The organism is Nocardia sp. CDC519, assembly GCF_059509835.1.
Window position 1 is genome coordinate 6469019 of sequence record NZ_CM183377.1, and the last position, 18141, is coordinate 6487159.

The window sequence follows — 18141 nt, forward strand, 5'->3', positions numbered from 1 at the left end:
ATCAGAACCGAACTGATGGAGGAGTCACCCATGAGCAGCGCAGCAACTTTCCGGGCCGCCGTCGTCCGCACGCCGAGCGGGCCCGATTCGATCGAGATCATCGACGTACCCGTCACCGAGCCCGGACCAGGCGAAGTACGGGTGGCGGTCGCGGCGGCGCCGGTCAACCCCACCGACCTCGGCGTCGTCAGCGGCTTCTTCCACGAACTCGGCATGATCGACCAACCCGCCCACACCGGTCTCGGCTGGGATTTCGCCGGCACCGTGCTCGCTGCCGGGCCAGGAGTGGACCTGACGCCCGGCACCCGGGTCGCCGGCGTGGTCCTCGGATTCGACCGTGACTTCGGCACGTATGCCGAACAACTCGTCGTGCCCGCCGCCGAGGTGGCGGTGGTGCCCGACGGGCTCGACCTGGTCGCGGCATCGACAGTGCCGCTCAACGGGTTGGGTGCGGCGCGGATCGTCGACCTGCTCGGCGACGCACCCGCCGACGGCAACCGGCTGCTGGTGACCGGCGCGGCCGGTGCGATCGGCGCCTATGTGGCCGCGCTGGCCCCTGAGCGCGGCTGGAAGGTGACCGGTCTGGCCCGCCCCGCCGACGAGGCGTTCGTGCGCGGTCTCGGCGCCGACTTCGTCACCGAGGCCGCACCGGGCTGGGACGCGGTCGTCGACACCAGCTCACAGCAGACGTGGGGCCTGACCCCGGTCCGCGACGGCGGCGCCTTCGTCGGTGTCCGGCCCAATCTCGCGCCCGCACCCGAACGCGGCATCACGGTGAACGCGCTGCTGACCCAGTCCGATCGCACGCGACTGGAGCAGCTACTCGCCCTCGCCGAGTCCGGTCGCCTGCCCGCCCGAGTGCATGCGGTCCTGCCGTTGTCCCGAGCCGCCGACGCCCACCGGGCGATGGCCGAGGGCGGGACGCGCGGACGCTACGTGCTCCAGCCCTGACCGAGCAGCCCGCCCCGGAGACGCCGATGCCTCACGGGATCAGCCCGTGCCATCGAAGGTCGCCCAGGTATCTGGTGATCAGATCCGCACTCAGGTGCGGGATGTCGGCGTCCGGGCCGAGTTGCGCGGCGCGCACCGCGGCCCGGAACTCGGCGGCCGGAATGGCCGAGCCCGCGATCGCCGGCGCGGGCCGGGCGAAGGCGTGCAGCAGCGGCAGCACCGAGGCGCTGCGCTGCGGCTCGGGCAGCCCACGCAGCGCCGCCTCGAAACGGGTCACCCACTCGGCGTAGTCGTCGACGCGTTCGATCGCGACACCGGCCTCGATCAGCCAGTCGACCACCGTATCGAGCGAGATCCCGTCATCGTGCGGGTTCACCACATGGAAGCTGTGATGGCCCGCGTCGACGGCGGCGCCGAGCACGGTGATCGCTTCGGCGGTGAAATCCGCTGGTAGCCCGTCGTAGTGGGCCCGTGCCCGCGCACCGTCGCCGGCGCGGCGGTAGAACGAGGCGGGCGCGAGTCCGGTGGCGGCCAGCCCGATCAGCAGCCGGGTGAACATGTCCGGCACATTGAGCTGCCCACGGTAGCGCGGATGGGCCAGCACCATATCCGAGCGGAACACCGCCACCGGCAGGCCGCACAGATCGTGCGCCTCGCGCAGCAGCACTTCCCCCGCCCATTTGCTGTTGCCGTAGCCCGCGGCGTACCCGGCGCCGTTGCGCCGCACCGGGCTACCGGCCCGGATATCGCCGCCCTCGGTGAACACCGTGCGATCGACGTCGGCGGCCACCGCCACCGTCGACAGATAGGTCACCGGCTTGAGCCGATGGGTGAGCGCCAACCGGATCACCTCGGCCGTACCGACCACATTGGGGCCGAACAACTGCTCATACGGCAACACATGGTTCACCAGTGCCGCGCAGTGCACGACACGGTCCACGCGCCGCGCCAACTCCTGCCAGGCCGGTTCGTCGAGCCCGAACCGGGGCGCGCTGATATCGCCGGCGATCACCTCGAGGTGGGCATCGGCCGATTCCCGGTAGCGGCGCAGCAACTCGGGATCACCGGAGTCGAACGCCGCGTCGAGCCTGCGGCGCGCGCTGTCGGCGTCCTTGCCACGCACCACACACAGCACCCGCCCGCCGACGGCCGCCATCCGCTGCAACCACAGCAGGCACAGCCACCGCCCGAGGTAGCCGTTGGCGCCGGTGATCAACACCGTCGACGTCGTCGCAGCCAGCGGTAGCCCTGGCGCCGCCGCCACGGTGTCGGCGCCGATGAATTTCTCCAGCGTCAGGTCCGCGGCCGCCACCTGTTCGGCCCCGGCGCCGTGCACGCTCGCGAACGACACCACCTGTGCACCGGATTCCCTTGCGGTGCTGATGTATTCGGCGAGATCGCCCAGCCTGGTGGCCGGGCTCGTCACCACGCTGACCGGCACCTCGACGCCGAAGATCTCGGTCAGCAGCTTCGCCAGCGACAGCGCCGAGAGCGAATCACCGCCGAGGTCGGCGAAACCCGCCTGCGGGCTCGACTGTTCGGGCGTGCAGTCCAGCACGGCGCGCGCGGCTCCCAGCACCGTGTCCACCACGGCGACCTCGCCCGCGCTGATGTGCAGGTCCCGCAGCTGCGCCGAACGCCCCTCGGCGCGATCGCGGTACATCTGCTCGAGCCGCGGACCATACCGGCGCTCCAGCGCCGGGCGCAGCAGCTTACCGATTCCCGACAGCAGCCCGTTCTCGATCGTGAACGGCTCGGTCTCCACGATGAACTCGCGCGGAATCTCATACGGTTCCAGCCCGGCCTCGGCTGCCACCGCACGCACCGAGGCGGCGATCGACGCCGTGAGCTCACCGGTGTTCGCTGCCGCGTCGATCGCGGCCTCGGTCGGCACCACCACCGCGAGCAGATAGGCGCGCACACTACTGCCGTAGACGAAGATCTGCCGGATCAGCGGGCTGCCCGCGAACACCGCCTCCAACTGCGCGACAGCGACGAACTCCCCTTGGGACAGCTTCAGCACATTGTTGCGCCGATCCAGATACCGCAGCCGATCCGGGCCGATCTCGGCGACGATGTCGCCGGTGCGGTAGAAACCGTCGGCGTCGAAGACCTGCGCGGTGATATCGGGGCGCCGGTAATAGCCGGGGATCATGGTCGTGGTCTTGAGCAGCAGCTCACCACGCGGATGGGGGGTATCGGTGGTGCGGTAGCCGAGTTCGGGGACGTCGACGAGCTTGTAGTCGATCACCAGCGGCCTGCGCACCCGGTTGTCGACCACCAGACCACCACCGGCCTCGGTGGACCCATAGGCGTCGTGCACCTCGATCTCGAGCAGCGACTCCAGGAACGTCTTCAGCTCCGGCGCCAGCGGCGCGCTACCGGTCGAGGCCGAAATCAGCCTGCCGCCGAGCACTTCGCGCCGCAGCTGCGCCCGCACCTGCTCCTCGGACCGGCCACCCGCCACCTCGCTCTGATACCGCTGGTAGATCATCTCGCTGACCCTCGGCACCAGCACCATCTCGGTGGGCCGCACCAGCGCGATGTCGTCGAACAACGTCGACATGTCCGCCGCGGCGGTGAAATACGCGGTGCCACCGCGCACCAGGACCCCGGCCAGGGCCAGCCGTCCGGCGAGATGACTCAACGGCATGTAGTTCACACTGATGGCCGGCGGGTTCGAGCCCGCCTTACGGGCCAGCCCTTGCAACCAGATCCCCGCGGCCAGTCGATCGGTGTACATCGCGCCCTTGGGCGTGCCGGTGCTGCCAGAGGTGTAGATCAGCATTGCCAGCGGGTCGGTATCCCGGTCCGCGAAATACGGTGCGACCCTGGGCATATCGCGGCCCGCCTCGATCACCTCGGCCAAGGTTTCGAGCGTGATCGACGTGCCGGCCAGTCGCTCCCGAGCCGTGGCCAGCGCGGACCGGTGCGCATCGAGCTCGGCGACGTGATCGATCACCACCAGCCGCCGCAGCCCCGGGCCGGCCAGCGCGCAGTCGACCGCACGGTCGAGCAGTTCGGGCGTGGATGCCAGTACCCGCGGTTCGGTCTCCGCGACGATCTGGGCCAGCGCCGGACTCGGCGCCCCTGCCTGCAGCGGCACCACCACCGCCCCGAGCCGCACGCAGGTCAGATCGACGATGGTCAACTCGACGCCGGTCACGCCGAGAACCGCGATCATCGTGCCCGCCTCGACTCCGGCCGTGCCCTGCCACGCGGCGGCTATCGCCTCGACTCGATCGGCCACTTCGGCATAGCTGAGGGTCTCGAAACGGTCGAGCCAGCGGCGTTCGGGCTGCCCGGTGACCGGATCGCGCACGATGTCGAACGCGCGCTGCCCGAGCGCGGGACGTTCGGCGTAGCCGGTGAGCACACTGGCCACGATCTGGGCGACACCGGTGCCGGGCGTCCGCACGGCATCGAGCACTGTCTCATCCGGCGCCGCCGCGCGGGCCTGGTGATCATCGCTGTACAGCTGAGCGATGCGCTGCCTGCGCCGAGCAGCCGGCGTCTCGATCGACATGGTGTTGGTGCCTCCCCTGGCCGGCCGAGCACGTCCTGAACGTTAGCGTGCCTAAGCAAGATGCCAGCCGGGGGGCGCTTACGCAGCCGCAATCGGGTGTGATACCAGTCACAAGGGTGCTGATGTCTCAAACGCGGCAGGGGGACCGGTCATTCGACCGAGCCGGACACGAGCTAAGCGGCAGCCGGTTCGGCCAGTGCCTGCTCCCGCAGACTCGCCAGCGTGCGCGACAAGATCCGCGACACCTGCATCTGGGACACACCGAGCCGTTCGGCGATCTGGTTCTGGGTCATCGACCCATAGAACCGCCACACCAGCACCTGACGTTCCCGCCGCGGCAGCGCGGCGATCAGCGGCCGCACCGCCATCGCATCCTCGAGCAGGCCGTAGCAGGGTTCCTCACTACCGAGCCTGCGCTGCACCGCACTGCCCGCGTCATCGTCGTCACGAGCGATCGACTCCAGCGAATTGCTCGTATGCCCATTCGCGGCGACCATCGCCTGCGTCAGCTGAGCCAGCTCCACCCCGAGCTCGGCGGCGACCTCACGGGCGGTCGGCACCCGTCCCAGCCGCTGCGACAGCGCTTCGGTGGCCGGACCTATCCGCAACTGAATGTCTTTCATCGTGCGCGGCACCCGCACCGCCCAGGTGCGGTCGCGGAAGTGGCGGCGCACCTCACCCATCATGGTTGGCACCGCATAAGCGAGAAACGTACTGCCGCGGCTGAGATCGAAACGATCCACGGCCTGGATCAAGCCCACCCTGGCCACCTGCTGCAAATCGTCGAAGGACTCACCGCGTCCACCGAAACGACGCGCGATGTGCTCGGCCAGCGGAAGGCACAGCTCGATGATTTCGTCGCGAACATGCGCGCGATGCGGATCGTCAGGGTCCAAAGACTCGAGTTTGTCGAACCACGGCTCGATGTTCTCGTAACTGTCCGAAGAATCTCCGTATTTCCCCGCACCGGCACCGACTGATCGGGCCGCAGGAGCGGTTGTGGTGGTCTGAGCGTGCTTCGACTGGTTCATTGGGCCTCCTCGGTTCCCCAATCGGCTGACGTTCGGCTCGACCTGACTGAGGGGTACCCAATTTCCCGTAATCGAAAAGTGATCGCCCACGCCGCGTTCGCCGCCGCGACGAACTGCACGGACGTGTCGGCGCCGCACACCCGGGTATGCGGGAAGCGAGTCGCATGATCCGCGACCAGAGCGCCGAACACGCGCAGCGGGCATCGACAGGAAGGAACCGCGCATGGCAGGCACCGATCTCACCCAGCGCCGCATTCTGGCGATCGTCACCAATTACGGCGTCGAACAGGACGAACTCATGGTTCCCGTGCAGCATCTCCGCGACGCGGGCGCCACGGTCGACATCGCCGCCGAATCCGGCGACACCATCCAGACCCTGGTGCACGACAAGAATCCCGGCACCACCGTCCAACCCACCGTCACCCTCGACGCGGTGAACCCGGCCGACTACGACCTGCTGCTGATCCCCGGCGGCACCGTCAACGCCGATTCGCTGCGCCTCAACGCCGCCGCCGTCGACATCACTCGCCGGATCGCGGCCGCGGGCACACCGATCGCCGCGATCTGCCACGGACCGTGGCTGCTCGTGGAAGCCGGCATCGTCGGCGACAAGACACTCACCTCGTTCCCCTCCCTGAAAACCGATATCCACAACGCGGGCGCCGCCGACTGGGTGGACCGATCGGTCGTCTTCGACGACACCCACGGTTACCCGCTGATCACCTCACGCTCCCCCAAGGACATCGGCGACTTCATCGAACGCATCGGCCTCACCCTGGCCGAGCGAGCGGCCTGACCGCCCGCTCAGCCGTTGCCGCGGCGACGCAGCCGCGCCAGATCGGCGTGCAGGGCGGCATTGGCGTCTTCGAGTTCGAGAATGCGGCCGATGCCGGCGAGGTTCACCCCATCGGCGGCCAGCGCCGCGATCCGATGCAGCCGCGCCAGATCGTCGCCGCTGTAGCGGCGGGTTCCGCCGTCGCTACGGGCCGGGGTGATCAGACCGTGCCGCTCGTACAGGCGCAGAGTCTGCACGCCGATGCCGGCCAGGTCGGCGGCCACCGAGATCGCATAGACCGCCTGCGTCGAGTCGGGGAGACGAGGCTCGAAACTCTCCTGCGTCATCCGTTCTCCTCACTCCTGCCATTCCTTTCAGATTTTCTATCCTAAGCCCTTGCGTTCATCTCACCGCCGAGCTATAACGAATCTATGTCAGATGACATAGGTTATCTGCTCATCGATACAGAGAATGGAGTGATCTGGAGGTGGCGACCATGCTGATGCGCACCGATCCGTTCCGTGATCTGGACCGACTGACGCAGCAGGTGTTCGGCACAGTGGCCCGCCCGGCCGTCATGCCGATGGACGCCTGGCGTGCGGGCGACGAATTCCTGGTCGAGTTCGACCTACCCGGCATCGACCCCGAATCGCTGGATCTCGATGTCGAACGCAATGTCGTGACAGTCCGCGCCACGCGTCCAGAACTGCAAGGCGACCGCGAGATGATCGCCGCAGAACGCTCCCGCGGCGTCTTCAGCCGACAGCTGTTCCTCGGCGACGGCCTCGACACCGACCACATCCGCGCCGACTACACCGACGGCGTACTGCGCCTGTCCATCCCGGTCGCGGAGAAGGCCAAACCCCGCAAGATCGCGGTCGAGCGGGCCGAACGGCGTCAGGCCATCGACGCCTGATCCGGCACGGCCCGGCACTCCTTCGAGGAGACAGGGCAATGATCGGAACGGACTCGCGCGAGGACCTGCTCGACACCGAACTGCTCCTGCTCGACCCCGACATCGAGCAGCTCTTCGCCGAAATGGACGCCATTGTGGCCGAAGCGCTGGCCCGTTGGCCCGCACCACAGCACCCCGGCCAACGGGTCCGGCCCGAGCGACCACCGCGCGCACCGACGCACCCCGCGCTCGTCGCGACGCTACGCCGGCGCATCCCGCCCGGCGTGCAGCCGACTCAGCGCGGCCCGCCGCACCGCGCGGTGTCCCCGCAACCGGCCGAGATCGACACGAGTGAGGTGATGCCCCTGTTCGACACGGACTCACAGCAACCCATCTCGAACACAGTCACTCTTCGCGGGGCGACCCGGAACCCTCCGGGCCGCCCCTGGCCCGTCACCCGATCGGACGCAGGGAGGTAACGCGATGACCCCGTTCCCCACCGGCAGCGACGCCGACCGCAGCGACCAGCACACCCTCGCCTACGCCACCGACGTCGACGCCGGACTCGACACCGCGGAACCCCCACTCACCACTCGCATCCGCGAAGCCTTCGACAACGCCGATACCGCCGACCGCATCGATCAAGCCTGGATCACCCCGCTGCCCGACGACGAGTACCCCCTCGCCTACTGACCGCGGGGACACCGGGCCATCAGCGATTCCCGGCCGCGACCCCGTGCTCCGCCAGAATCCGTTCGCGCTTACGCGGAGCGATATTGGCCTTGGTGACATCACCGCCGTAATGCGCGAGCACCCGCGGATCCATCACCCGCCGCCACAGTGGAGGGACAGCGGCCAGCAAGATCATGGTGGCGTACCCCGCGGGCAGCTGCGGGGATTCGGCGGAACTACGCAGCGTCTGATACCGCCGCCCCGGGTTCGCGTGATGGTCGCTGTGGCGCTGCAAATGGAACAGGAAGATATTGGTCACCAACCGGTCGCTGTTCCAGCTGTCACGCGGCGAGCAGCGCTCGAACCGGCCGTTGGGGCGGCGCCTGCGCAGCAGACCGTAGTGCTCGACATAGTTGACCGTCTCCAGCAGGGCCGCGCCGATCACCGCCTGCAACAGCAGCCACGGCAACACCTCGAGCCCGAATGCCGCGATCAGCGAACCGAACAACACCACCGTCATCGCCCACGCCTGCACGATGTGGTTGTGCGGTGACCACCAGCCCTGGCCGTGCCGCTGCAACCGCTCACGTTCGAGCGCGATGGCCGAGCGGAACCCACCCGAGACGGTGCGCGGCAGGAACTCGTACAGCGACTCCCCCAGCCGCGCGCTCGCCGGATCCTCGGGCGTCGCCACCCGCACGTGATGACCGCGGTTGTGTTCGACGAAGAAATGCCCGTAACCGGATTGGGCCAAGGCGATCTTGGCCAGCCAGCGCTCCAGATGCTCGGCTCGATGCCCCAGCTCGTGTGCCGCGTTGATCCCGATCCCGCTGACGAATCCCAGCGTGACCGCCAAGCCGAGCTTGTCGACGAAACTCAGCGCATCGCCCGCCCACATCGAGGACGCGATCACCAGTCCGAGCAATTGGATCGGCAGGAACATGTAGGTGCACCACCGGTAATAGTGGTTGTTCGACAGCGCCTCGTAGTCCTCGTCGCGGGGGTTGCTGCCGTCCTCGCCGACGATCAGATCGAGGACCGGAATCACGATCAAGACGATGATCGGACCGATCCACCAGAACACTTCGGATCCCGTGCGCAGCACCAACTGTGAGGGCAGCAGCGCACACCCCGGGGCAATCAGCCCCAATACCCACAGATACCGCTTCCGATCCTGAGGACCCCGCGATTCGCCCGCTTGCACTGAGACCAACTCCGAGTGTTGCCTTGTGGCCCCCCACAACGAATAAATCCGGATGCTCACCCGGCCCGTTACAGCCGGCGCAAATCATTGGCATCCCGATTCTCGCACCCGCGACTCGAGTAGATCAATACAGATGATCATGCCCCTTGGATCAACCAAGCGACCATTCGGACAGGGCCCAATAAAAAGGACAGAAGCCGACCAATTGCGGAACGGCGTATCGCCGGGCGCCCTACTTTTCCCGCAAACCCGCTGAGCCACATCGAGATCCAGTCGATACCGCGATATTTCGAAAAGATCCGTTCCCACATCGACCGCTGCTTTGAAATGCGCGATCCGATCGGCACGCCCGGCGAGCTCAGCCGTGGGCGCCGCAATTATCCGCTCGTGCAGAAACCACACCCATACCGCCGAATCGAGCCACCGGATCGTCGAGCAAACTACAGTTTGCAGTGAACGACGAAACCAAGGGGCCGAGACCGATCGCGCCCGACCGGCCGGGCACCCTCGGGAAGGGACCGCACCGATGCACCGCGGCCGAATCAGCACACCCGGGCGAGCTCCCGGAGCCCTCCCATGACCCGCTGGTTCACCGACACCATCGTCGACAACGGCCGCCTGCCGCTGCTGTTCATGATGGTTGCCTTCCTGCTGACGTTCCTGTTCATCCGGATGAGCACCCGGATGATCCGCGCCGAAGTCTCCTGGTGGCCCGGCAACGTCACCCCGGGCGGCCTGCACATCCACCACGTGATCTTCGGACTCGTCACCATGCTGGTCTCCGGCCTACTGCTGGTCGCGCTCGCCGCGCACGAAACACCGGTCCTCAACTGCGTGCTCGCCACCTTCTTCGGCATCGGATCCGCGCTGGTACTCGACGAATTCGCCCTCGTGCTGCACGTACGCGACGTCTACTGGAGCGAGGAAGGCCGCAGCAGCATCGACGCCGTCATGGTCGCCTTCGCCATCTCGGTGCTGTTCCTGCTCGGCATCCACCCCCTCGGCCTCGCCGACGACTTCGACGAATACACCGACGACGGCGAAGTCGCCACCCTCATCGCCTCGATCGCCGGTCTCACCATCCAATACGGCCTCGCCGCCATCACCCTGCTCAAAGGCAAATACTGGACCGGCTTCCTCGGCCTGTTCTTCCCACCACTGCTGGTCGTCGGCGCCCTCCGGCTCAGCAGGCCGACCGCGCCCTGGGCGCGGTGGCGCTACCGCCCGGGCTCATCGAAACTCGCCAAAGCCACAGCCCGTGAAACCCGCTACCGGGAGCCGGTGGTCCGCGCGAAGATCACCGCCCAGGAATTCGTTTCGGGTCGCTTCACCACACCCGAACCGGCTGCCGAACCGGAGACGAGCAGAGCTGGGCGAACCGGCAGCGGACACGAACTCTGATGCGGCGAAGACTCGGACCGTCCGGCGGCGGGCCGCCGGCTAGGCGGTAGTCCGTACTCGACGCTCTCCTCCTCTCGCGGCATACTTTCCCGCCGGCTGTAGCTCGGCCCCTCGAGGACTTGGGCCGACCGATTCTGATGAACCCCACCAGGCCCTCACGCCTCTTTGCTGTTTTTACGGAGGGTCGTGTATGGGCGACGTTGGCTATTGGGTGAGGCACATTCGTAGATGCGCATATCTACGTATCGGCAAGATTAACACAGCGAGATTATCGGACCCTTCTCATACCGAACTTCAGCCCCCACTCGCTCAAACCGGTAGCCGAGCTACGCCGGACCTCACTTCCCTGGCCCACATAGTTTGCGTGTCCACCGCCCCTCCCCCATGTCGCCGTCGCCGAACGACAACTACACGCCTCAGCTCCCCCGGTCGAACGATCCGAGTCCCTCCTGGTGGTAATACTCGAGCGTGAGCTCATCACCGTCGAAGGTCGCCTTGGAGACCGAGCCGGGGGCGGCGTTCTCCCCGGAGGGTGTGAAGACGAAAATGTCGCCATCCCAGTGAGTCAGCGGGAAGGCCGTATTCTTCGGGCCGAGCGTCAGGGTCAACGCGCCCGCGGTTTCGGTGATGGTCGCCGGGCCGTAGTACGGGTTGTCGTAGACGCCCGCGTAGTCGGTCAGTGGGCGGGCCGGGGCCGGGTCGGCGGGCGCGGTGGCGTCGGCCAGTTCGCCGGTGGGCGCGCTCATCGGCGCGAACGCTTCCCGGTAGAGGGCTCGCCAGTCCTGCCGGATCTCACCGAATTGCACCAGGTCGGCGAATTCGGCGTTGAGCGTCTCGGGTACGCCGATCGGTGCCGCGTTGGTCAGCGTCACGATGCCGACGTCGGCCGAGGGAATCAGGGTGAACGCGGTCGCCGCTCCGAGTTCGAATCCGCCGGAATGGCTGAGCATCACCCGTCCGGCCGCGGATTCGGAAACATTGAAACCGAAGCCGTAGAAGCCGGCGCGTGCGTCGGCCGATTGCGGTGGGTGCGCGACCGACTGCGGTGAGATCGCGGGCAGCAAGTCCTGCGGTTCGATCAAGGCGCGCCCGTTCACCGAGCCGTTCGCGAGCACCATCGTCATCCATTTCGCCATGTCCGTCACCGAGGAGCTCACTCCCCCGGCCGGCGATTGCGCGTCCGGCTGTCGTCCCGGATTGGTGACCCGGTATTCGCCGTCGACGAAGGTGTGACCGTCGGCCCGGTCCGCGCGTTCGGCGAATTCGCTGTAGCGCGAACTCGTGGCGGTCATGCCGAGCGGCTCGTACAACTCGCGGGCCGACAGTGTTTCCCAGTCGGTGCCACCGGCGCGCGCCACGGCCATGGCGGCGGCGGTGACCCCGAAGTTGGTGTACTCGTACGAATCGCGGAAGGGTCCGAGCGGCAGCAGACGCAATCGCTCGACGACCTGTTCGCGGTCATAGCCGAGATCCTCGAGCAGGTCACCGGCGTGATCGGGTAGTCCGGACCGATGGGCATACAGGTCGCCGACGGTGACATGGTCGGTCACGTAGGGGTCGCCGAGAGCGAAGGACGGCATCAGCTCCTCGAGCGGCGAATCCCACTCGACCTTGCCCGCCGACACTTGGTGCGCCACCACCGTCGCACCAACCGATTTCGACACCGACGCCAGCTGGAACACCGTGTCGGGCCCGACCTCGCTCTTGCTGTCGACATTGCCGACGCCGAAACCCTCGCTGTAGACCACCCTGCCGTCGTGCACGATGGCCACCGCCATCCCGGGGATTCCGGAGGATGCCATCAGCTCCTCGGCCAGCCCACCGACCCGATCGACCGCCTCGCCGACTCGGCCATCCGGGATCGCGACACCCGCGACCTGGTTGGGCAAGACCGAATCGGTCGCCGACGGCGTCGTACTCGCCGACTCCGCCGGTTCCTCACCCCCGCAACCGCTCACCACTAGTCCCGCGGCGACAACAGCCGCGAGAGCCCCGAACCTCGACCGCCGACGCTTCATTACGTCGCCTCCTGGGTGTGGCACGCCCCCGTCCGACAGTAATGCACCCGGGTACCCGGCGGAAGATCATCGATGCGGGCCGCTACGCCGGTGACGTCCTCGACCGACCCCGGCGGCTACCGGCGCTGTGTGCCCGGATCTCTTCGGTGGCCGCTCGGAAAGCAGGTGCGGCCCGAGCGAAATAGTCGAACAACAGGGCGCGCTGCTCGGGGGTGTAGTGGTCGAGGACTTCGGCCAGGTGCCGGCGGGCAGGGCCGACGACCTGCTGGATGCGATCGAGGGCTTCGGGCACCGGCTCGACGAGCACACGCCTGCGGTCATTCGGGTCCGCCGTTCGGCGGGCGAAACCGGACTTCTCCAGCCGGTCGATCAGGCGGGTGGTGGCACCTGTGGTGAGCCCGGCCCGGGTGGCGAGCTCTCCCGAGGACAGGGCGCCGTGGAATGCGATCAGGCTCAGCGCGTACCACTCCGAGGTGTGCAGACCTGCGGCCTCCGCGCTGGCGAGGCCTTGCAGGCCCACCGCGTCCAGGTACTGCCGGAAGATCACATGTTCGCGGTCACCATCCGCCGTACTTGCCATCGGGTCGCCTCGCCTCGTACATTCGATTTATCTGCATCTGAGCAGATACTTCTTGCATGCAGTATCTGCGCCATTCTAACCAGCGAGGGAGTGATTCACCATGCAGCAGGACATCGCCGCGGTGAGAGCGGTCATCGACGGTCTGGTCGCCGCCTGGGCCGACCACGACGCCGAGGCCTACGGCGCACTGTTCACCGAGGACGCGAGCTATATCAGCTTCGTCGGCACCGTCTACCGCGGCCGGCGCGATATCGTGAGCAGCCATCGCGCGCTGTTCGCGAAGTTTCTCGCGGGCACGAAACTCGCCGACGAGGTTCTCGACATCCAATTCTGCGGAACCGATACAGCCGTGGTCACCAGCCGGGGCGATACCTACAAAGGCGGGCGGCCGCGCAAGCTGAGCAAGGTCCAGACCTACACGATGGTCCGTGACACCGACGGACAGTGGCGCGTGGCCGCCTTCCAGAACACCCAGCGCAAACCGGTCATGGAGAAGATCTCGTTCCTCGTCTCCCCCGACACCGTCCCCCGGGCACAGCAGTGATCATTTCTCAGGACGATTGTCCATAACAGGCGACCAGCGCGGCTGCGCGATCGTGAAGACGGGTGCGCAGCCATTGCGGCGCAAGAGCTTCCGCGTCCGCGGCGAGCTGCCACAGGGCCCATTCCGCGTGCCGGGCATCTTGGAAACTCACCTCGAGGCGCAGTCGACCGTTCGTGTCGGAGTCCTCGGCATGCACGGCCAGGGCGGTGCCGACCAGGTCCTCGCGCCGTGCCGGATCCACCAGCGCCAGCACGGTGACCTGGTCGCCACCGGCACGAAAACGTGTGCTGCGCTCCTGCCAGACGCGATCCAGATCGACCCGGCCCGCCCGCTGCGCGGGTTCGGGCAGTTGCTCGGCGGCCAGCACTCGCGACAGCCGATAGGTGCGATCCGCACCCGCTCGGGTGGCCAGCAGATAGACGTGATCGCGCACAGTGACCAGGCCGATCGGGTCCACCGTTCGCCACGTCGGGGCCTGGTCCACGGCGGCGTAGTGGATGCGCAGTTTGTGTCCGGTGAACACAGCACGGCGAACCTCGGCGGCCACGGCCTCGGGCACCTCGTCCTCGACCAGCCGACGTGAGAGCAGATCGGTCTCGGGATCGACGAGCAGCCGCCCGGCCACCTCGTCGGCGGTGGCCCGGTAGCTGTCCGGCAGCGCATCGACCACCTTGAGCATTGCCGAAGCCAACGCCGAGCCGAGACCGAATACCTGTGCGCCACGCCGGGATCCGGCCACCAGCAGGGCGAGTGCCTCGTCATGGTTGAGTCCGGTGAGCTCGGTCCGGAATCCCGGTAACAGCGCGAAACCGCCGTGTCTGCCGCGTTCGGCGTACACCGGGACGCCCGCCGTCGACAGCGCTTCGATGTCGCGCAGGACCGTGCGCGTCGACACCTCGAGCTCATCGGCCAGCTCCGCCGCCGTCAGCCGGCCACGCCGGCGCAGCAGCAGCACCAGCGATACCAGCCGATCAGCGCGCACACCGGAAATCTTCCCAGAAATACCTGACACAGGATGTCGTGAATCGTTGGAAGGCTCGTCAACACGGCGCCTAGAACAGGCGGCGGTAGGTACCTCGACAATGCGAATGGAGCTGAAGTGGTAGCGCAACGAACGGCAGTGAACCCGGTGACGTGGTCGCTGGAGATGGGGTTCAACCAGGGCGAACTCGTTTCCGGGCACACCCGGACGCTGTACTGCTCCGGCCAGACCGCGATGGGCGAGGACGGCACTCCCCAGCACGACGGCGACATGGCGGCGCAGTTGGCCCTGAGTCTCGACAATGTCGAAGCCGTGCTCGGCAAGGCAGGAATGTCGCTGGCGAACCTGGTCCGGCTCAACGTTTATACGACCGACGTCGACCTGCTCTTCCAGCATTACGGCGTGCTGGCCGCGCGATTGGGCGCCGCCCAGGTAGCCCCGGCCACCACGATGCTCGGCGTCACCCGCCTCGCGATCCCCGGCCAGCTGGTCGAACTCGAGGCGACCGCCGTCGACTGATGCTCGCCCCGCCGCCTCTGGTTGCGATGCCGGAGGCGGCGGGTAGCCGGAAGATGACGATCACCCGTCGTACGACACGTGGGGCGTCCAGTCGTCATCGGGCCGCTGCACCGCTGCCCACATGGCTTCCGCGATGGGCGGCGGGGAGAACGGACCCGTCTCGGCCAGCAGGCCGTTGATCTGGACGGCGACGGCCCTGATCCCTTCACCAGCCAGGGCGGCGTCGAGACTGGTGACGAGATTGCGTACGCCGGCCTTCTGCACACCGAGCGAAGCCGCGCCGTGCCACGGCTTGTCGGCGGCCGCGCTGCCCGTCACCAGGATGCGCGCCCCGCGCGACATGAAGCGGTATGCCGCCTGTACCGCGGGCAGCAGTGCCGCGACACCGAAAGTGACGTCCTCGAGCAGTTCGGCCACGGTCAGGTGCAGCGGATCCTTCTCCCGCCACGCGCTGGGATTGAAATGCAGCAGATCGATGCGGCCGTGGCGGGACCCGATCTCGGCCACCACCCGGCTGATGTCGCCCGCATCGAGCAAGTCGATGGCGGCACCCTCGGCAGAAAGGCCGTCGGCGGTGAGCATGTCCGCCAGCCCGGCGGCATCCTCGGTGGTGCGGGCGGTGAGCGCCGCATGGTAGCCCGCACGGGCGAATCGGCGCGCGACCGCGACACCGAGACCGGGCCCTGCGCCGATCGTCAGATGGACGGGAGTGGTCATCCCGCCAGGCTAAGTCGCCGGAGCCACTCGTGCGAGGACGCTCCCCGCGCCGGTTACTTTCACACGCGTGAGCGCTCCCCCAAGGCAAGCTGACGGCAGGGCCCACCACCTACCGCCCGGATCGCCGGCATCGATGACTCCGCAGCCGGAGCAATCCCACTCGCAGCCACCCCGGCGCCGACAGACGCCCGGTACGCACCCCAAGCCCCTCTCCTCAGTAAACCACCAGGTCAGGGCGCGATTTGGCGCTTACCCTGAGCATCCGATAATCTTGCTGGGCACACCGGTCCGGGTGGCGGAATGGCAGACGCGCTAGCTTGAGGTGCTAGTGCCCTTTATCGGGCGTGGGGGTTCAAGTCCCCCTCCGGACACAACCACTACGCCCACGGGCGGTTGTGGGCTGGTTTCGGCTACCACCGTTCGTGTGGCGTGGTTATAGGTGAGCTTCAGGCCAAGCTGTCGGTAGATCTCAAGTTTCTGGGCTGGGTCGGCCTTGCGTATCACTTTCACCAGACCGCCGAGCGAATCGATGAGGCTGGCGATCTCCGCCTGTGTCATGCGCTGGTTTGAAACGTGCCGGCTTTCTAGTGCCGCCATCTGTGCGGTGACGAGTTGCCGCTCTCGCTGGACATCGTCAATCCACCCGGCGACAAGTCCAGGGTCTGCCCCCGCTTCCAAGGCTGCACGGTGTCTGGCGAGTTTCTGATCGATGGTGGCCAGTGATCGACGTGCCGCATCCAGTGCTGGTGCATCATCTCGTTGGGTGGCTTCGAGCATAGAGAGGGAGTGCGCGAGCCGATCGGGGTGAAAGATATCTGCCAGCCATGTGTGCAGAGGACCAGTGAGTTGGTCTTCGCGCAGGTAGACCGACGGCGGGTGGTCGAGCTGGTTGGCGATAGCGTATTCGGAGGGGTATCGGCATCGGTAGTGGGCTCGCTCGTGGTTCCACGTACCCTGCATCCTCCTGCCGCAGGACTCATGAAACAGTAACCCTTTGAACATGTAGGGATGCTGTCGCCGAGTCACAACCCGGCCGGTCGATTTCGGGCCCCGGGAGGCCAGTCGTAACCGGACGTGTTCGAAATCAGTTCTGCTGACCAACGCCTCGTGAGCAGGTCGGTCGGAGTAGACCCACTCGGTTTTCGGATTCCAGGACAGCCGGGTGTGATGGCCGAGAGCGACGTCGTCTACGTCGATGAGGGACTCTTGCTTGCGCTGCTTGTTCCACACTTCGTAGCCGGTGTACCGCGGATTGGTCAGGATCGAGCGGACCGCACTCTTCGACCACGCGAGTGCCGAGCGGTGGTTGTTGCGCTTGCTGTCGTAAGCCGACGGGCACGAAATACCCTCAGTGGTGAGGCGTTGCGCAATCGCGAATACTCCTATACCCGACAGGTACTCGTGATAAATGCGCTGCACTACGGGCGCCGTGACCGGGTCGGGTTCGAGCCGGTGTAGCCGCTTACCATCGGCGGCTTTGCCCGGATTGGGATGAGGGCCGGCGTCGGCGAGCCGGTACCCGTAGGGCGGTCGGCCCCCAAGATAGCGGCCCTCGACTTGCACTTGCGCGGCCATAGCAGCACGAACACGAATCTTGATGCGGTTGCGCTCGCCTTTGGACATGCCACCGAAAACCGACATGATCAGGTCGTGCGCTTCGGAGTCAGGGTCGATCGGACCACCGACCTCCGGCACCCACAGCTGCACGCCGTAGTGGACGAAGACCGGGAACGTCAGCCCGAATTGGTTGCCGTAGAACGCGCGCTGCGGTTCGCCGATCACGACCGCGTCGAACCCTCGATCAGGTTCTTTGAGCAGCTCGAGTAGTCGCCCGGCCGCGGGCCGCCGCTTCCACGGAATGGATCGCGACTGCCCGATGTCGAAGAACTCCGCGACGATGTGCCCGTGCTGACCGATGAGGGCCTTCGCCCGTCCGATCTGCCAGTTGCGAGATGCATCCGGATCCTGTTGATCTTCGGTGGAGACCCGCCCGGCGAAAGCGAATCTGAGCATTAGTGCAATTCCACCTGCTGGTTGCGAAAGACATCCATGTTCGGCGGTGAGGTGGTGGGACTGCCCCATCGTTGTAAAAGGAGCCTCGTGGTGTCGGTCGTGCTGCTGAGGCGGGCTCGGTCCGGAGCGACCGGCGATCTCGCCATCAGCAGCACGGACATGTTGGAGAATGATCTCCAGCAACACTCTAGCGGCCGAGGCGTTGAGCATCGGCGGATCGCTCGGGACGTTAACGGTGATGTCCTCCGCGTCATTTCGGCCAGAGCTATCGTCTGCGTTGATGCTGTCAGGTCGCACGGCGCACGTCCTCACC

Annotated in this window: 16 protein-coding genes, 1 tRNA gene and 1 pseudogene; 8 read left to right on the plus strand and 10 right to left on the minus strand. The window is 66.9% G+C overall.

Annotation, left to right across the window (positions count from 1 at the left end):
- Positions 1 to 30 precede the first annotated feature (30 nt).
- Entirely contained in the window at positions 31 to 951 is a 921-nt protein-coding gene (locus AC5W7N_RS29770) for an NADP-dependent oxidoreductase (protein WP_495922482.1), read from the plus strand.
- A gap of 31 nt (positions 952 to 982) precedes the next feature.
- Here AC5W7N_RS29770 and car read toward each other — a convergent pair whose 3' ends face one another.
- Together car and AC5W7N_RS29780 are read right to left on the minus strand one after the other, a co-directional pair.
- A complete protein-coding gene (gene car, locus AC5W7N_RS29775; RefSeq protein ID WP_495922483.1) occupies positions 983 to 4477 on the minus strand; it encodes a carboxylic acid reductase in 3495 nt (1164 codons plus the stop codon).
- Positions 4478 to 4650: 173 nt separating this feature from the next.
- The gene (locus tag AC5W7N_RS29780; protein ID WP_228805988.1) at positions 4651 to 5508 is read right to left on the minus strand and encodes an RNA polymerase sigma factor SigF; all 858 of its coding nucleotides are present in this window, start codon (positions 5506 to 5508) and stop codon (positions 4651 to 4653) included.
- A 223-nt stretch (positions 5509 to 5731) separates the two neighbouring features.
- On the opposite strand from AC5W7N_RS29780, the gene AC5W7N_RS29785 reads away from it, so the two are divergent.
- A complete protein-coding gene (locus AC5W7N_RS29785) occupies positions 5732 to 6304 on the plus strand; it encodes a type 1 glutamine amidotransferase domain-containing protein (RefSeq protein WP_495922485.1) in 573 nt (190 codons plus the stop codon).
- Between the two features lie 8 nt (positions 6305 to 6312).
- On the opposite strand, the gene AC5W7N_RS29790 is transcribed toward AC5W7N_RS29785, so the two are convergent.
- Positions 6313 to 6630: a MerR family transcriptional regulator gene (locus tag AC5W7N_RS29790; RefSeq protein WP_163812980.1), complete on the minus strand. Its 318-nt coding sequence runs from the start codon at positions 6628 to 6630 to the stop codon at positions 6313 to 6315.
- Between the two features lie 134 nt (positions 6631 to 6764).
- On the opposite strand from AC5W7N_RS29790, the gene AC5W7N_RS29795 reads away from it, so the two are divergent.
- Positions 6765 to 7199 carry an Hsp20/alpha crystallin family protein gene (locus tag AC5W7N_RS29795; RefSeq protein ID WP_280211720.1) on the plus strand — a complete coding sequence of 145 codons (435 nt, stop codon included), beginning with the start codon at positions 6765 to 6767 and terminating at the stop codon, positions 7197 to 7199.
- On the opposite strand, the gene AC5W7N_RS29800 is transcribed toward AC5W7N_RS29795, so the two are convergent.
- Positions 7181 to 7381, minus strand: a complete 201-nt coding sequence (locus AC5W7N_RS29800) for a hypothetical protein (protein ID WP_195007135.1) — start codon at positions 7379 to 7381, stop codon at positions 7181 to 7183. The genes AC5W7N_RS29795 and AC5W7N_RS29800 overlap by 19 nt on opposite strands.
- A 280-nt stretch (positions 7382 to 7661) precedes the next feature.
- On the opposite strand from AC5W7N_RS29800, the gene AC5W7N_RS29805 reads away from it, so the two are divergent.
- The gene (locus AC5W7N_RS29805) at positions 7662 to 7871 is read left to right on the plus strand and encodes an Rv3202a family protein (RefSeq protein ID WP_495922487.1); all 210 of its coding nucleotides are present in this window, start codon (positions 7662 to 7664) and stop codon (positions 7869 to 7871) included.
- A gap of 19 nt (positions 7872 to 7890) precedes the next feature.
- Here AC5W7N_RS29805 and AC5W7N_RS29810 read toward each other — a convergent pair whose 3' ends face one another.
- Entirely contained in the window at positions 7891 to 9009 is a 1119-nt protein-coding gene (locus AC5W7N_RS29810) for an alkane 1-monooxygenase (protein WP_228805994.1), read from the minus strand.
- Positions 9010 to 9630: 621 nt separating this feature from the next.
- Between AC5W7N_RS29810 and AC5W7N_RS29815 the strand changes: the two genes are divergently transcribed.
- Positions 9631 to 10455: a hypothetical protein gene (locus AC5W7N_RS29815; protein WP_495922489.1), complete on the plus strand. Its 825-nt coding sequence runs from the start codon at positions 9631 to 9633 to the stop codon at positions 10453 to 10455.
- Between the two features lie 416 nt (positions 10456 to 10871).
- Here the strand turns inward: AC5W7N_RS29815 and AC5W7N_RS29820 are convergent, their stop codons facing one another.
- Together AC5W7N_RS29820 and AC5W7N_RS29825 are read right to left on the minus strand one after the other, a co-directional pair.
- Positions 10872 to 12473 (minus strand): serine hydrolase, encoded by a 1602-nt coding sequence (locus AC5W7N_RS29820; RefSeq protein ID WP_495922490.1) that lies wholly within the window; start codon positions 12471 to 12473, stop codon positions 10872 to 10874.
- Positions 12474 to 12555: 82 nt separating this feature from the next.
- Positions 12556 to 13053 (minus strand): MarR family transcriptional regulator, encoded by a 498-nt coding sequence (locus AC5W7N_RS29825; RefSeq protein WP_163812994.1) that lies wholly within the window; start codon positions 13051 to 13053, stop codon positions 12556 to 12558.
- Between the two features lie 100 nt (positions 13054 to 13153).
- Here AC5W7N_RS29825 and AC5W7N_RS29830 point away from each other — a divergent pair, with 100 nt between their 5' ends.
- Entirely contained in the window at positions 13154 to 13597 is a 444-nt protein-coding gene (locus tag AC5W7N_RS29830) for an SgcJ/EcaC family oxidoreductase (RefSeq protein WP_495922491.1), read from the plus strand.
- A 7-nt stretch (positions 13598 to 13604) separates the two neighbouring features.
- Here the strand turns inward: AC5W7N_RS29830 and AC5W7N_RS29835 are convergent, their stop codons facing one another.
- Positions 13605 to 14579 carry a helix-turn-helix transcriptional regulator gene (locus AC5W7N_RS29835; RefSeq protein WP_495922492.1) on the minus strand — a complete coding sequence of 325 codons (975 nt, stop codon included), beginning with the start codon at positions 14577 to 14579 and terminating at the stop codon, positions 13605 to 13607.
- Positions 14580 to 14744: 165 nt separating this feature from the next.
- Between AC5W7N_RS29835 and AC5W7N_RS29840 the strand changes: the two genes are divergently transcribed.
- Entirely contained in the window at positions 14745 to 15098 is a 354-nt protein-coding gene (locus tag AC5W7N_RS29840) for a RidA family protein (RefSeq protein ID WP_163813265.1), read from the plus strand.
- A gap of 60 nt (positions 15099 to 15158) precedes the next feature.
- On the opposite strand, the gene AC5W7N_RS29845 is transcribed toward AC5W7N_RS29840, so the two are convergent.
- Complete coding sequence (locus AC5W7N_RS29845) at positions 15159 to 15815, minus strand: SDR family oxidoreductase (RefSeq protein ID WP_495922493.1); 657 nt, start codon at positions 15813 to 15815, stop codon at positions 15159 to 15161.
- Positions 15816 to 16101: 286 nt separating this feature from the next.
- Here AC5W7N_RS29845 and AC5W7N_RS29850 point away from each other — a divergent pair.
- Positions 16102 to 16186 (plus strand) — tRNA-Leu (locus AC5W7N_RS29850).
- Positions 16187 to 16928: 742 nt separating this feature from the next.
- Here the strand turns inward: AC5W7N_RS29850 and AC5W7N_RS29855 are convergent.
- Positions 16929 to 18038, minus strand: a pseudogene (locus AC5W7N_RS29855) (recombinase family protein); the annotation flags it as partial.
- Between the last annotated feature and the right edge of the window lie 103 nt (positions 18039 to 18141).

Excerpts from the sequence above, each read along its gene's own strand:
- AC5W7N_RS29815 (WP_495922489.1), top strand. The coding sequence starts at position 9,631 with ATGACCCGCTGGTTCACCGACACCATCGTCGACAACGGCCGCCTGCCG.
- AC5W7N_RS29805 (WP_495922487.1), top strand. The coding sequence starts at position 7,662 with ATGACCCCGTTCCCCACCGGCAGCGACGCCGACCGCAGCGACCAGCAC.
- AC5W7N_RS29825 (WP_163812994.1), bottom strand. The coding sequence starts at position 13,053 with ATGGCAAGTACGGCGGATGGTGACCGCGAACATGTGATCTTCCGGCAG.
- AC5W7N_RS29840 (WP_163813265.1), top strand. The coding sequence starts at position 14,745 with ATGGGGTTCAACCAGGGCGAACTCGTTTCCGGGCACACCCGGACGCTG.
- car (WP_495922483.1), bottom strand. The coding sequence starts at position 4,477 with ATGTCGATCGAGACGCCGGCTGCTCGGCGCAGGCAGCGCATCGCTCAG.
- AC5W7N_RS29780 (WP_228805988.1), bottom strand. The coding sequence starts at position 5,508 with ATGAACCAGTCGAAGCACGCTCAGACCACCACAACCGCTCCTGCGGCC.
- AC5W7N_RS29830 (WP_495922491.1), top strand. The coding sequence starts at position 13,154 with ATGCAGCAGGACATCGCCGCGGTGAGAGCGGTCATCGACGGTCTGGTC.
- AC5W7N_RS29820 (WP_495922490.1), bottom strand. The coding sequence starts at position 12,473 with ATGAAGCGTCGGCGGTCGAGGTTCGGGGCTCTCGCGGCTGTTGTCGCC.
- AC5W7N_RS29845 (WP_495922493.1), bottom strand. The coding sequence starts at position 15,815 with ATGACCACTCCCGTCCATCTGACGATCGGCGCAGGGCCCGGTCTCGGT.
- AC5W7N_RS29770 (WP_495922482.1), top strand. The coding sequence starts at position 31 with ATGAGCAGCGCAGCAACTTTCCGGGCCGCCGTCGTCCGCACGCCGAGC.
- AC5W7N_RS29790 (WP_163812980.1), bottom strand. The coding sequence starts at position 6,630 with ATGACGCAGGAGAGTTTCGAGCCTCGTCTCCCCGACTCGACGCAGGCG.
- AC5W7N_RS29785 (WP_495922485.1), top strand. The coding sequence starts at position 5,732 with ATGGCAGGCACCGATCTCACCCAGCGCCGCATTCTGGCGATCGTCACC.